Origin of the sequence: Gimesia sp. (assembly GCF_048262075.1) — a bacterium.
Taxonomy (GTDB): domain Bacteria; phylum Planctomycetota; class Planctomycetia; order Planctomycetales; family Planctomycetaceae; genus Gimesia.
Window position 1 is genome coordinate 42,124 of sequence record NZ_JBLXFK010000022.1, and the last position, 14,602, is coordinate 56,725.

The window sequence follows — 14,602 nt, forward strand, 5'->3', positions numbered from 1 at the left end:
GGTCGCCGCGATGAAGAAACATAATCGCGTCGTGCAGATGGGCTCGCAGCATCGTTCCACCGAACGCCTCAAGTCGGCGCTCGAATATATCCGCAGCGGTGCCCTTGGTCGCTGCCTGGTCGCCAAAGCCTGGGAGAGTACGAAACAGGGAAATATCGGCAACCCGCCGGATGGTACGCCTCCCGAAACCGTCGATTACGACATGTGGCTCGGCCCGGCGAAAAAACGTCCTTTCAATAAAAACCGTTTCCACGGACGCTGGCGCTGGTTCCACGATTACGGTACCGGCGACCTGGGCAACGACGGCGTGCATCGGCTCGACATGGCCTTCGCTGCGCTCAACGCCGCCTGCGAAGCACAGGGAGACGAATCGATTTCACTCCCCTCAAAAATCTCCGCGACCGGTGGCAAATGGTATTTCGACGACATGCAGGAATGGCCCGATACGCTGCAGGTCACTTACGAATACCAGAGCAACACGCCGAAGATCCTGACCTACGAAATGCGAATCTGGGCCCCGTATCATTATCATGGTGAATCCGAAGGCGCGGTCATCTACGGCGACAAAGCCCACATGACCATCGGCAACAGTCGCTGGCGCGTCTATGGCGAACGCGGCAAGCTCATCAAGGAAGTCAAAGGAGACAGCGATGCTACCCCGCACGTCGCCAACTTCCTCAACTGCATCAAAACCCGCAACAAACCGGCCTGCGATCTGGAAACGGTGGGACACCCCGCCTCGGTCCTCTGTCACGCCGGCAACATCGCCGCCCGCGTCGGTCGGACACTGGTTCTCGATCCGAAAACCGAAACCTTCGAAAACGACGACGCAGCCAACCAGCTCCGCGGCCGCGAAGAATGGCGGGCTCCCTGGGTTCTGCCGGAAGTTTGAAAAAGTAAGGATGTACCCGAATATAATTCGGGCTGAGCGCAGCGCGCAGGAAACTGACAGTATTCCATTCCAATAAGAGATGACCAGGCTTATTCTCAATGAAGGCACAGACTGAAGTCGGAAAGCCCAACTTTAGTTTGTACTTCTACCCTGACAGTTTCCTGTTGCCTGTAGCAATACCGGATATCGCTTTCCATTTCTTCTCCCCCATATTTTCGTGTCATTTCGTGCTTTTCGTGGCAGTAAAAAACCGGAAGACCCGTTTCATTTTAAATTGAACCCAGTCCGCGTTACACTGGCTGGAATGATTTCTCTGATTGTCACACTCCTGTTCTACAGCATTGCGGGGCTGATCGTCTTCCGTCGCGTTCCAGCAACTGCGCGCCTGCTTGCCTGGGGCAGCCTGCCCATTGCCTGGATTTCGCTGCTCGGAATCAGTGGGTTGCTGCAGACTCTTATCGGGCTGCCCTCGTTGATCCCCCTGCTCCTGCTGTTTGCGGTAATGTTGGTCTATCTCTTCCGCACGCAAAAGTTGGAAAAAACACCAGCCTCGCTTCCCGCTCCGGTAGTCTGGATCCTTCTGTTATCAGTGCTCGCTGAATGTGTCATTGCTGTGATGGTTCACTTAAGGGTTCCCTGGGGGAGCTGGGACCCGATGTTTACCTGGATCATGCGAGCCCGCTTCCTTGTCGATGGCGGCGACATGTGGGCGCAGGGCTTCAGTAATGATCTCGCTTTGCTCCACCCCGATTATCCGCCTCTGTTCTCCTGGGCGCTGGTTCCTCTCTGGAGTCTGGATGGCAGCGGTTCCTCTCTGGCGGTCGCTGCACTCACCATTCCCTGCTTCAGTAGCTTCGTTCTCATTCTCGCCGGCTGGTGGAATGCTCTGGAACAAAAAACTTCTTTCTGGGCTGCTTTCACAATTGCCGTTATTTTGAGTACGCCGTTTCTGATCTACCTGCACGCCGTCAAATCGCTCGACTTCATGCTGGCCTACGCAATTCTCGCATCGCTCGCCTGGTATCAATACGCCATGATTTCGCAACAGCGACTGGCCTGGTCCCTGTTTGGTTTTGCGGTAACCTGGTCGGCTCTGGTTAAAAATGAAGGTCAGCTCTGGATACTCGCCTGCTTCAGCACACTCATCCTGGTCAGACTCAGCCACTCCTTCCTGGAATCACCAGAGCAGGAAGCAGCCGAGAAAAATAAAATTTCCATGCTGCCCGACCTGCTTAAAGGCGCTGTAATTCCTCTCGTATTCCTGATCTGGTTCAAAATCAGCCTGGCTCCTCCCAATGATTTAATCGAACCGCAGCGGGCATTTGAAATCAGTCAGGTGCTGCAACCCGAAGTCTTCCTTAATCCTTACAGCCTGCTGGTACGACTCGATCAGGTGGAATCACCCGAATGGCATCAGATTATCTGGAGCCAGTTGTGGAACGTTTTGTTCGACTGGAAAACCGAAGCGATCTTGCTCTGGTCCATCGCAGTGTTGTTTCTGTTGAATTATTTCCGCCGCAAACATCGCTTGCCGCGGTTAATGATAGCAGTTGGTTTCCAGCTGGGCGGTTACTACGCCGTCTATCTGCTAACCCCTTACAATCCGTACTGGCACGTTTCCACTTCCATGAACCGCCTGCTGCTGCACATTGCACCGGCGGCACTCTGTCTGCTCGGATTTGCACTCTATGCTACTTCGCCAACTGCTAAGCAAGCTGATCACCCGCGCTCGCAATCAATCTATCTGGGACTACTCTTAAGCCTGGCGCTACTCGGGCCGCTGTTCTGCTTTTATCAGATCCAAAGCAATGCCTTTCCCTGGGATTTCCCGAATGAATCGCTGGTTGAAGAAGCCCAGCTGAAAGAACTGAAGTTTCCTCGCGTCCCCCAGGCGACATTCATCACAGACAAATTCGAACCAGCCACTCTGTACCGCATGCAGTTTGCTTCCCTGCCCACCGTACTGCTCGTAGACCGCCGCGCGCCGGTTCTGCTGGCGCGATTTCCGACGGAGCAGGAGCTGAAAGACTATTGCGCACAAAATGGCTGGGAACTGAAAGAACACAAAGCGGGACTGGGTTGGGCCGAGTCAACCGATCCACAGGGCCCGCTGCCGCATATGGAACGTTTGCGGGAACAAACCAGATAATACCACTCACAGTCACTATATTTTCTGCTGATTCAGCGGGTTCGTTTCCAGAACAATCTCATTGATGCCGGTCTGATTGAAACCTTTGAACCCTTCTTCACGTTGCAGGATTTCCAGATGCGAGCCAATGGCTCCCTGCAGACGAAATCGGTCTGCGGCCTCTGCATTGATTAAATCATCATCCAGCAGTGACTGAATACGGGATTCCTCAACGGGCCAGACTTCACCCGCTGTAAAGGCCTGCTTCAGATGTGGCAGGTCCGTGAATGGTTTCATCGTTTTGACAGCATTTTCCTCAGCCAGTTGTTCCCGGGCGGCATCGAAGTCGCACTGGCATTCCAGGTGATGCATACCCGCTTGCAAAAAGGCTTCTCCATGCAGTCGACACCAGAGCCCCACTGTGCCCAATTGCTTCCGCTCCGGCAGTGGTTCATGCGCGAAATCCTGTGAGACCTCTTCGGGAGAAAGATCCACATCAGCAAAAATCACGACCCGCGCTGCTGGCTGTTCCAGGACTTGCGCGCCCCAACCGGCTTCCCTGCCTGCATAAAAGCGTTCCCGTAATTCGAAGCCCAATAATTCCAGCAGGGAAATCAGTCGAGAGAAATGACTGCGGCTCGAACGATAAGTATGATGATCGTGATTCGCCCAGCCCATGCCCATGGTATCCTGACGCGCTTTCTGAATCCGCGCCACAGTATTTCGCTGCTGCCAGTAATCCCGTTCTGCAGCAAAAAACAGATCACAGGTCCGGTCGACACCCAGGGCAGCAATGGCTGCTTTAATCAGAGACTCGGAATTCCTAAAACCGGCAACATCATCTTCAAAATCACGCTTTCGTAATTGAAACGCTTCCGCATGCTTCGACAGTAGTGACACATCAACTTCAAGTGCATCTGCTGCGGAAATCGGTGCACCGTGACGTTCAATCACGTGCAATTCGAGGCCATTTTCAGAGATCGCTATCCGCTGTCGAACAGCAGATTCAATACCACCGATAATCGGACGTTCCAACTCACATTGATGAATTGTTAAAAAATCCGCGACGGACTCCACACGGACGAATATTCGTTCCACTTCCGCATCGCTGGCCTGAATTGCGGGAAACATTCCATCGGGATGCTGATATAAATGAGACTTCGATCCTTCTACAGCGACATACCCGAGTTGAACCAGTTGCTGCTGCAATGCTTCAGACCAGTTCAATTCCAGATGATCCACCCAGTCCGATAACCGGGTACCTGTTTTAAACTGTAACTGATCAGCGAATTCCTGAATCAGGGCGGAACGTTTGCAAAAATCAGTAATCCGCGTAAATAAAAACTCAGAAGTTTCCGGATACCGTTTCCAGTCATATACTGTAAGTCGTTCAATGGACATGGTTTATTTCCTTTTCCACACTCATTTTTTCAGTCTGACCTGAAGTGTCAAGTAGCCAATCATTTCTTACTACGTAAAAACGGAAGTAAAACAGAAAGTCAATCAGAAAAGTTCTTTTCCACGTATATAATTACAGTGTATCCTCTCAACAGATTATACCACAACTTGAAGTACAGACTGGAGGAACCGACATGTCGCAGACCATCCTATTAATCGGCGCAGGTAAAATCGGTCGCATGATTGCAGCTCTGCTACATGCCAGCGGTGATTACCAGTTGCGCATCGCAGATCAGTTCCCTGCTGCGTTAGAACGCATTCAAAAACGCCTGCCTGATGTGGATACGAGGACGCTCAATGCTGATTCCCATACAGAGCTCCTGCAGCTGATGCAGGGTTGTACCGCCGTGATTTCTGCCCTCAGTTTTCGCGAGAATCCGGGAGTCGCCCGCGCCGCGCTCGAAGCAGGCATCAATTATTTTGACCTGACCGAAGATCGCCAGACCACCGCTGCCGTCAAGGAAATTGCCGCGGATGCTGCCCCGGGACAGGTCTTCCTGCCTCAGTCCGGGCTGGCCCCCGGGTTTGTCACCATCGTCACGAAACATGTCATGGAATGGTTCGAAGAAATCGACACCGTCCGCATGCGGGTCGGCGCGTTGCCCCAGCATCCGACGAACTCCCTCGCCTACAATCTGACCTGGTCAACCGATGGACTGATCAACGAATACTGTAACCCCTGCGAAGTGATTCATTCGCATCACATCAAAAACCATCTGCCGCTCGAAGGGCTCGAACAATTCACGCTCGACGGCAATGTCTACGAAGCATTCAATACTTCTGGTGGACTGGGGACACTTTGTGAAACCATGCACGGTCAGGTACGCGAGCTCAATTACAAAACGATCCGTTATCCCGGTCATCATATGCTGATGAAATTTCTCCTGCAGGACCTGAGGCTTTCCGAACGCCGTGCCCTGCTTAAAGATGTGATGGAACATGCGATTCCGGTCACCTTCCAGGATGTGGTGGTCGTCTTCTGCACCGTGCGAGGTACCCGGAATGGACAATTTGTCGAAAAAAGCGATTTGCGAAAACTGTACGCCAAAGAAATCAATGGCGAAATCTGGAGCGCGATCCAGCTCACCACAGGTGCAGGCATCTGCGCAGTCGTCGATCTCGTCCAGCAACATCAATTGAAAGGGACCGGATTGATGAAACAGGAAGAAATCCCCTTTGATCAGTTTATTAATAACCGGTTTGGTCAGTTCTATGAATCAGAAACCTTTGGACTCGAAGCATTGAATTCAGACAGGTAAGGACATCATGACGCATCCCATTCACGAAGTATTAAAACGTATCGGCATTTCTGATCAGCCGAAAGCGGTCGCCGTCGGCAACACCTGGCACGCCGGAAGTGGAGCACTGTTAACAGGTATCTCGCCTATCGATGGTTCAACACTTGTCAGCCTGCAGCAGGCCGCGCGCAGCGATGTCAACCTGGCCGTCGCAACCAGTAAAAATGCCTTTCTCCAATGGCGACAGGTCCCCGCGCCGAGGCGGGGTGAATTTGTTCGCCTGCTGGGTAAAGCACTTCGCAAACACAAAGCCGACCTCGCTGCCATCGTCAGTTGGGAAGCGGGCAAGATCACCCAGGAAGCATTGGGCGAAGTGCAGGAGATGATTGACATCTGCGACTTCGCCGTTGGTCTCTCGCGTCAACTCTACGGCAAAACCATCGCCAGTGAACGACCCGGACACCGGCTGATGGAACAATGGCAGCCCCTCGGCCCCGTCGGAGTAATCAGCGCATTCAATTTCCCCGTCGCCGTCTGGTCCTGGAACGCCATGCTCGCATTTGTCTGCGGCGATACCGTCGTCTGGAAACCGTCTGAGAAAACGCCCCTCTGCGCAATCGCCTGTCAGCAGATCGTTAATCAGGTTGCCCATGATTTTCCCGAAACGCCTGATGGCATCTCCAGTCTGTTGATAGGTGGCGCAGAGGTCGGCAAGGCCCTCGCCGAACACCCTGACCTGCCCCTTATTTCTGCGACAGGCTCCGTACCCATGGGTCGCGCCGTTGCAGAAACGGTTGCCCGCCGCCTGGGACGCAGCCTGTTGGAACTCGGTGGCAACAACGCCATGATCGTCACCGAATCTGCAGACCTGGAAATGACGGTTCGTTCTGCCCTGTTCTCCGCCGTCGGTACCTGCGGACAGCGCTGTACGACCCTACGTCGCTTAATCGTGCATGAAAGCATCGCAGACAAACTCCTCACTGCCCTGAAAAAATCCTACCAGAAATTACCCATCGGCAATCCCCTTGATGAGGGAACACTGGTTGGCCCACTCGTCGATCAACGCGCACTCGAAACCATGCAACAGGCGCTCCGCACGGCCGAGGAACAAGGGGGTACCGTGCACTTCGGCAATCCGATTCTAGCAGACATCCCCGCAGGCGGTTCTTACGTCCATCCCGCGATTGTCGAGATGCCCGGTCAGACCGATATCGTTCAGCAGGAAACTTTCGCGCCGATCCTGTACGTCATGCGCTACACCAATCTCGAGGAAGCCATCGAAATGCATAATACCGTCCCGCAGGGACTCTCCTCGGCTATCATGACAAATGACATCCGCCAGGCTGAACTGTTCCTCTCCCCCGCCGGCTCCGACTGCGGCATCGCCAATGTCAACGTCGGCCCCAGTGGTGCCGAGATCGGCGGCGCGTTCGGCGGCGAAAAAGAAACCGGCGGCGGTCGTGAATCCGGCTCCGATGCCTGGAAAGCCTACATGCGCCGCGCCACCAATACGATCAACTACTCGACCGAACTCCCCTTGGCACAAGGCATCAAGTTCGATCTGTAAAAAAACATCGGATGGGCCCGAATGCAATTCGGGCCGAGCGCAGCGAGCAGGAAACGGACAGTGTTGCGTTCAAGCCAGAAACAGCTCGTTTGCCCTCAAAACCATTCTGGACTGAGGTCGGTAAGAGAACTACCAGTCCGCACCTCTACCCTGACAATTTCCTGTTGCCTCCGGCAATATCGGATTACATCCGAAACCACCCACTTTCATTCCCTGCAGACAATTTAGTGTTTTCGTCGTAGAAATATTTCATGCAATTCGCGGTTTATCCGAACACCTCACCGATCACTTCCCCGCCCAGAACCGTCGCAATCTCTTTGCGGTTGTTATGCCTGTAGAACAGCTTGTGCTGATCCAGTCCCAAAGCGTGTAACAGCGTCGCGTGCAGGTCCGCTGGAGAAACCGGACGTTCCACCGGCGTATAACCCAGCTCATCCGTCTGTCCAATAATCTGGCCTCCCTTCACGCCACCACCCGCCATCCACAAACTATATGTGGTCGGTAAATGATCTCGTCCCCGTCGGTCTCCTTTCGCGGCACCTTCCGTGGTGGGCGTGCGACCAAATTCGCCTCCCCAGATCACCAGTGTGTCATCCAGCAGTCCCCGCTGCTTCAGATCTTTGAGCAGTCCCGCGATTGGCACATCCGTGGCCCGCGCCTGTTTGATATGATTCCCCTTCAGCGAACCATGCGCGTCCCAGCCTCCGTTTCGCAATTGAACCACACGCACGCCCCGCTCAACCAGTCGTCGTGCGATCAGACAATGCCGACCGAACTCCGCAGTCGGCTTGGCATCCAGACCATATAATTTCGCAGTCTCCGCTGTTTCACTTTCCAGGTCGAAAACTTCCGGAGCTGAGGTCTGCAGACGAAATCCCAGTTCATACGAAGCAATCCGCGCTTCCAACTCCGAATCCTCACCCAGTTGATTCAGATGCTCCTGGTTCATCCAGCGAATGAAATCCAGTTGTTCACGTCGATTCTCATTCGAATAGCCGGCCGGCATGCGCGTATAGGGAATGCCCCGTTTCCCATCCACCAGCGTCCCCTGAAATCGGGAGGGCAGAAAACCGGCGCCCCAGCCGGGAGTCTGTGGAGCCGGGCCGGTGCTGTTAGACAGCATGGAAATAAAAGCGGGCAGGTCACGGCTTTCACTTCCCAGTCCATACGTCATCCACGCCCCCAGGCTGGGTCGGTCTCCGACTGCGGAACCAGTCAGCGCAATACACTCACCCGGACCATGCACGGGCACCCGATGATTTACTGAGCGCAGCACACATAGTTCATCCACCATCTCCGCCGTCGCCGGAAACAGACTCGACACCGGAATCCCGCTCTCCCCGTATTGTTGAAACGTAAATGGAGACGCCATCAGTTTTGAACCCAGGCCGGCCCGCGGTATATTCGGAACCCTGGCTGCAATGGCTTCAGGTACCGCCTGACCTTCCAGCTTCTTCAGTAGAGGCTTGGGATCGAATGTATCCACCTGGCTTGGTCCCCCCGACATGAACAGGAAGATCACATTCTTCGCCGTCGCCGGAAAGTGACTTTGACCAGCGTGCGCTGGCGCACCATCGTCGGCACTTAACAGCCCCTCTTCCGCCAGCAAAGACATCAAACCCACCGCGCCAAAGCCCAGTACACTCTCTGTCAGCATTGCCCGACGACTGCGTTGGAAACACGCAGTACCGTTTTTCTGGTTTGCATCAAATAACATTCAGACCCTCTGAGTTAAGGGATATAAACAAACTCATTCAGATTCAGTAACGCATGACACAACAACAACAGTCGCTGCTCTGTCTCCACGCCGGAACCACTCTGCAGTAGCGAGACGGACCGCCCCTGCTCCTCTTGACTTGGCTTGCGCCCCAGCACTTTCAGAAACGCCGCCTCTACCTGGAGACTGTCATCGTCGCCCGTTTCTTCTACAATATTTTTTGCCAGTACCTGCGCCCGTCGATCCATGAACTGACTGTTCAACATGAATAAAGGCTGCAGCGCCACCGTCGAAACCTGCCGACGCGAACAGCTGGTAATACTGTCCGGCGCATCAAACATCGCCATTACCGACGGCATCTCGCTTCGCCGCTGAAACAGATAGATCGTGCGCCTCAGATTTTCCTCTTCCCGCTCCTGAGGTACACTCGGGCCGCCCAGATCCCGTTTCAACTCCCCGGTCGCACACAGAATCGAATCTCGAATCGCTTCTGCTTCCAGCCGCCTGCGCGGCCAGCTCCATAGGTACCGGTTCTCTGGATCTTTCTCAAAGTTCGCTTCATCAAACGTCCGCGACTGCCGATAAGTCGACGACAGCACGATTTGTCGATGAATGTGCTTCGTACTCCAGCCCTGTTCCATCAGTTCTACCGCCAGCCAGTCCAATAGTTCGGGATGCGAAGGCGGCTCTCCCTGCACTCCAAAGTCGCTGGGCGTCGACACCAGCCCCCGCCCGAAGTGATACTGCCACAACCGATTCACCCACACGCGTGAGACCAGCGGATTCTTCCGATCGCTCATCCACTCTGCCAGCACCATTCGCGAAAGTTGATCTGAATCAACGGTCGTCGCGCCCAGAACGACCGGCCAGCCTTTCCCGACTTCCAGTCCCGGTTTATGCACATCACCGCGAATCAGAATCTGTGACTTCCTCTGTATCAGTTGTGCCGCGGAATAAGGAAGCGGATCGCGGTTCACCACCGGCAACCGCTTAATTTTGTCATGTCCCGTCAACGGAGAATAATATCCCCACGTGTGGGGCTGCTTAGTATGCGCAAATCGTTTTCGATTAATCAGTTTCTTTGCTTCACGCTGATAAAATTCAAACGTTCCTTTTGTCATCCACGACTTCAGATCTGTCGGGTTTGGTAGTTCATCTCCCTGCAAAGACAGGTTCCCCAACTGGCCATTCACAAAGAATCCCTGCAGCCGATAATAGTCTCGCTGTGTCAGCGGATCAAACTTATGGTTATGACACTGCGCACATTCCAGTGTGAGCCCCAGCAGCGCACTGCTTGTCACGTTGACAATATCCACCAGCACATCATTCCGTTGCGCTGCTTTGTCCATCTGATTCCCGCTGATCCGGGCCGACGCCAGAAAACCAGTCGCCACAACATGCTCATCGGCATAAGGTTTCAACTCATCCCCTGCCAGTTGCTCTTTGATGAATTGATCGTAGGGCTTGTCGGCGTTGAAACTCTCGATCACGTAATCGCGATACCGCCACGCATAAGGTCGCGGCAGATCGTGCTGGTAACCGTGGCTCTCTGCCCAGCGCGTCAAATCCAGCCAGTACCGCGCCCAGCGTTCCCCATAATGTTTCGACGCCAGCAACCGTTCCACCAGTTTTTCATACGCCCGGGGATCGGTATCGTTCTCAAACGCCTCCACCTCAGCCAGTGCAGGCGGCAGACCCGTCAGATCGAGTGACAGCCGCCGTATCAGCGTGGCTTTGTCTGCTTCCTCTGCCGGCTTGATCCCCTCCTGGTTCCAGGCACGGGTGATAAACGCATCCACGGGAGTCCGTATTGGCTTCGGTCCGCTCACCTTGGGAACCGCCGGTCGTTTGATGGTTTGAAATGCCCAGTGATCTGACTCCGTTCGTGGCGTCGGCAGCACGGCAAAATCCCACTTCGCCCCCTGGTCGATCCACGCACGCAATAACGCAATCTCTTTTTTCGACAACGCCGACTCTGAATCAGCGGGTGGCATTCGTTCTTCAGCGACTTGTGAAGAAACCAGTTGGATCAGCTTACTCTGTCCGCTCTGCCCCGGCTCAATCAGTTTTTCCCCGGTACTGAAACCCAGCAGTTCGTCATACACATCCAGCCGATACCCCGAATCCGGATTCGCCCCGGCATGACAGTTGAAACATTTTTGCTTGAGCAACGGGACGATCTCGTCTTTGAAATGTACCGGTCTATGCCACGCCGTTTGTGACTTTGAACTACCGGCCGGAATCTGTCCCGGCGAAACATCCAGTACATCGCTCCACGTGCGACTCAATACCAGATCGCTGACATAAATCTGGTCCTCCAGTTCGGTTTTATAACCAGTCGCAAAACCGACCCAACGCACACCATTCACACTCTGCGGATTCACCGTTGTCGCGACCGGCTGTTCCTGATCACCGGGCTTCGGATCGACCCATAACTCAAATCGTGTGAAACCAGCCCGCAACGATTTCTCCGGTTTCGACAGCCGCCCCACGATCAGGTAATCCCGATCCCGTTCCAGTTCCACCGAACTCCAGGCGGTTTTCTGCGCGCCAATCCGCACCATGAAAACCACTTTTCCCTTCTGCGGTCCACTGGAGGCGATGTGCACGCCGATATTCGGGACATGATTGGCATGTACGGCTTTATCCGAACCCTCGTAACGATCCAGCCAGAAGACGAAGAACTCCCCCTCATCGCGGGACTTCTGGTCGGCGGCATAGCGAAAACGAAACCGGAGAAACAGCTCCTGGCCCTGATATGTTTCCTGCAGTTCCCGTCGCAACGGATTATTTCGCTCGACTGAACCTTGAATCAACGCTTCATGCTGAATTGCCCGCGGTTTGCCTTCAGCTCGCTTATCTTTCGTGTCTACAAATAGTGCCGGTTGTCGCTGGGAAAGAATCCAGCCCCCGTTCCAGCCAAACCCCTTCTGATCTTTTTTGACTGTATCAACCTGCCGATTCACCAGTCCCTGCGCCAGCCGCGGAGAGTCCCCGGCAAACGTCTGCACAGAACAGACCAGCAGTCCGCAAACCAACAGCGCCGTTACCAGATGCCTGCCTACTCGATTCGATGCTTGAGCTTGATTTATCATCCTGCCTTCTATCTGATTAAACGTGAGCAGATCCGCCACGTCGCATTTTTTTAATGGTTTTAAATGTGCTTCACACTTTGCCAGACAGTATGACAAATTAGCCGCAGGACGTTAGCCCCGGTTGTGTGTCATTGATAAGGACCATTTCGATTTTTTAAACACTAAACAACCCCCGGTTTCTCCCATTTATTTAGACTCATCCTGATAAAAAAATATGAATGTCATTACTCCACAGGTTGTGTCACTGATTCAAAAGTCTTTCCAAGTACCAGTCGATCCACGAACAGAGAATCGCCGACCTCTGTGTATTGTCCAATTCGCATTCCCAGAACGTGAACTGCATTCAGCTTCTTTGCCCCTTTACCCAACTCCACGACCGCATCAGGAGTCTCACTCCGATCCCCGACCGGGTTCACCCAGATTTCCAGACGATTGAAATAAGACGACTGCTCTTTCATCACACGCCCCACCAGCAGAAAACATTCCCCTTCCACCAGTCCCGCGGAAAACCCTTCCTGATTCACCTCAAAACGGGCGAAGAACCGTTTCTCTTTCAATCCGAAATTGGGCACACGCGAATGACTGGCCCCCTTGCCTCCCGGCGAATCGTCAAACCACAGGGCAAAGAAATCATTCTTGTCCAGACCATCATAGTTCACGAGAATGCTGAAATAGAAATCATTCGTGAGCGGTATTTCCAGCTTGCGTGCCATCCGATGCGCCAGCGCCGGATAGGCATGATGATGTCCCCGCGACTGCAAAACCATCGGCCCCCCCTCCAGTTCGCCCCACTGCATTTTCTGCTCGGGGACCATCAGTCGGGTAAAATTCGGATCGGCCCACCAGCCTTCATAGTGAAAACCCACGCCCCCGGTCTGTTGTAACAGTGACGTCGCCGGATACTCAAACACTTCACCAGCCAGAATCCCTTTCGGCAACGCGGACTGCATCTGAATCAAGGCATATTCATTCCGCACTGCTTCGCGTTCAAAGGGAACCGCTTCCACGGGGGGATAGTTTCCCGACTTCGCTGCCGTCAACTGTTCGGGAGTTGGCACATCAGCAAATTTAGTCGGCGTCAGTCGGATCGCAGATCCCAGTGCATTCTGTCGGGAAAACAGCACCGCCTGACTCGCTTTCAGATTGAGCGTCTTGGCAGCAGACTGCGGTTTGACATCCACCCGCCCTTCAAACACATGCACTTCCGCTTTACCCAGTGGATCTACAACAGCACCAAACCGCGTCCCCTGATCGACGATCTGAATCTCAGGGGTATCGATGGTAAAACCGTGTGCTTCGTCAGGAACGTAAGCGGCAATCTTGCCATAGTTCAGCTTCGCCTTCAGCGGCGAAGAGAGCTCAATCTGCGCTGGTCCTTCCAGCACAACCCCCGCACCACTTTCAAAACGTATCCGGCCAATCCCCGACTTCAGCCACAGTTTTTTTCCCGCCGGAAACCGGGTCCCATAGGCGATCTCCTCGCCCAGATCTTCGTCTTCCCAGACTGCATCCTCCGTATCCAGCAGCATCCCGACATGGCTTAGCGCAGGCGGAGCCGGTTCAGAAATTGCAGCAACCTGATTGACCGGTTGCACATCCCACCAGCCCGCATTCAGCCACAAAGCGATGCCCACCAGCAACACGACTGTCACCACAGTGACGGACTGCCACAACGAGACGGTTCGTCCCGGCTCAGCGACGACTTCTTCCGCGACGACTACCGGATAGGCAGCGGGTTCCAGTGTCTCCAGATCGATCCCTTCCGGCACCGAGGCATACAGATCCGCTGTCAGTACCGCATCGACCTGGATCTGATTCGTATAGTCTTCGATCAGTTCAGGGTATTCAGACAGAATCTCAGTCAGCCGCGCGTCTTCTGCATGGGTCAGACTATGATCCAGAACTCTGCACGTCAGCGCAGCGAGTTCTTTTTGAATGGCATCGCTTGATGAATTCATAACTGTGCCTCCCGGGCCACCTGTTTTTGAATACATTCCATGAGCGTTTTTCGAATTCGATATAAGGACATTGAAACGGCATCCGCTGAACGTCCTGCCTGCGAAGCAATCTGGTTCACCGGTGTCGCATCGCAGTAGCGGCTCTCCACCAGCTGTCGATGTTCGGGCGGCAGCTTTTCCATACAATGCGTCAGCGCGGCACTGTGAGCATGCGTCTCTACAGCTCGACTGGTCGCGACGGCAGCAATCTGTTCCAGCGTCTGTTCGTCCACAGCCGACTGACTGTGATGACGCACCCGTTTGAAATACGCCAGCGACTGCAATTGCGCGATGCGACAGGCCCAGGGAAGAAACGGACGATCCCGATCATATTCCTGTCGCTTCCGCCAGAGCACGGTATTCGTCTCCTGCAGCACATCATCGACATCTGAAGATTGGCGTATCAGTGCCCTCAACAGCCCCCGCAGCGCAGGCTGACTGCCGGCAATCAACGCGACATATTCTTCATCGAGATCACAGTCCGACAAAACCAAGGCCCTTCCGCGCGAA

The 14,602-nt window shown here is 54.1% G+C and carries 9 protein-coding genes; 4 read left to right on the top strand and 5 right to left on the bottom strand.

Annotation, left to right across the window (positions count from 1 at the left end):
- Window positions 1–10: 10 nt before the first annotated feature.
- Together ACN0YH_RS26220 and ACN0YH_RS26225 are read left to right on the top strand one after the other, a co-directional pair.
- Window positions 11–892, top strand: a complete 882-nt coding sequence (locus ACN0YH_RS26220) for a hypothetical protein (RefSeq protein WP_417382582.1) — start codon at window positions 11–13, stop codon at window positions 890–892.
- Window positions 893–1,109: 217 nt separating this feature from the next.
- Window positions 1,110–3,041 (top strand): hypothetical protein, encoded by a 1,932-nt coding sequence (locus ACN0YH_RS26225; RefSeq protein ID WP_417382563.1) that lies wholly within the window; start codon window positions 1,110–1,112, stop codon window positions 3,039–3,041.
- Between the two features lie 15 nt (window positions 3,042–3,056).
- Here the strand turns inward: ACN0YH_RS26225 and ACN0YH_RS26230 are convergent, their stop codons facing one another.
- Window positions 3,057–4,421, bottom strand: coding sequence for a hypothetical protein (locus tag ACN0YH_RS26230; protein ID WP_417382564.1), 1,365 nt, complete (start codon window positions 4,419–4,421; stop codon window positions 3,057–3,059).
- Between the two features lie 191 nt (window positions 4,422–4,612).
- Between ACN0YH_RS26230 and ACN0YH_RS26235 the strand changes: the two genes are divergently transcribed.
- Window positions 4,613–5,737, top strand: a complete 1,125-nt coding sequence (locus tag ACN0YH_RS26235) for a saccharopine dehydrogenase C-terminal domain-containing protein (protein WP_417382565.1) — start codon at window positions 4,613–4,615, stop codon at window positions 5,735–5,737.
- Between the two features lie 7 nt (window positions 5,738–5,744).
- Window positions 5,745–7,283 carry an aldehyde dehydrogenase family protein gene (locus ACN0YH_RS26240; RefSeq protein ID WP_417382566.1) on the top strand — a complete coding sequence of 513 codons (1,539 nt, stop codon included), beginning with the start codon at window positions 5,745–5,747 and terminating at the stop codon, window positions 7,281–7,283.
- A gap of 265 nt (window positions 7,284–7,548) precedes the next feature.
- Here ACN0YH_RS26240 and ACN0YH_RS26245 read toward each other — a convergent pair whose 3' ends face one another.
- From ACN0YH_RS26245 to ACN0YH_RS26260, 4 genes are all read right to left on the bottom strand, one after another.
- Window positions 7,549–9,000, bottom strand: a complete 1,452-nt coding sequence (locus tag ACN0YH_RS26245; protein WP_417382567.1) for a DUF1501 domain-containing protein — start codon at window positions 8,998–9,000, stop codon at window positions 7,549–7,551.
- Between the two features lie 14 nt (window positions 9,001–9,014).
- Entirely contained in the window at window positions 9,015–12,095 is a 3,081-nt protein-coding gene (locus tag ACN0YH_RS26250) for a PSD1 and planctomycete cytochrome C domain-containing protein (protein WP_417382568.1), read from the bottom strand.
- A gap of 224 nt (window positions 12,096–12,319) precedes the next feature.
- Window positions 12,320–14,053, bottom strand: a complete 1,734-nt coding sequence (locus ACN0YH_RS26255; RefSeq protein WP_417382569.1) for a FecR domain-containing protein — start codon at window positions 14,051–14,053, stop codon at window positions 12,320–12,322.
- Window positions 14,050–14,580 carry a sigma-70 family RNA polymerase sigma factor gene (locus tag ACN0YH_RS26260; RefSeq protein ID WP_417382570.1) on the bottom strand — a complete coding sequence of 177 codons (531 nt, stop codon included), beginning with the start codon at window positions 14,578–14,580 and terminating at the stop codon, window positions 14,050–14,052. The genes ACN0YH_RS26255 and ACN0YH_RS26260 overlap by 4 nt, the downstream gene beginning before the upstream one ends.
- Window positions 14,581–14,602: the final 22 nt, after the last annotated feature.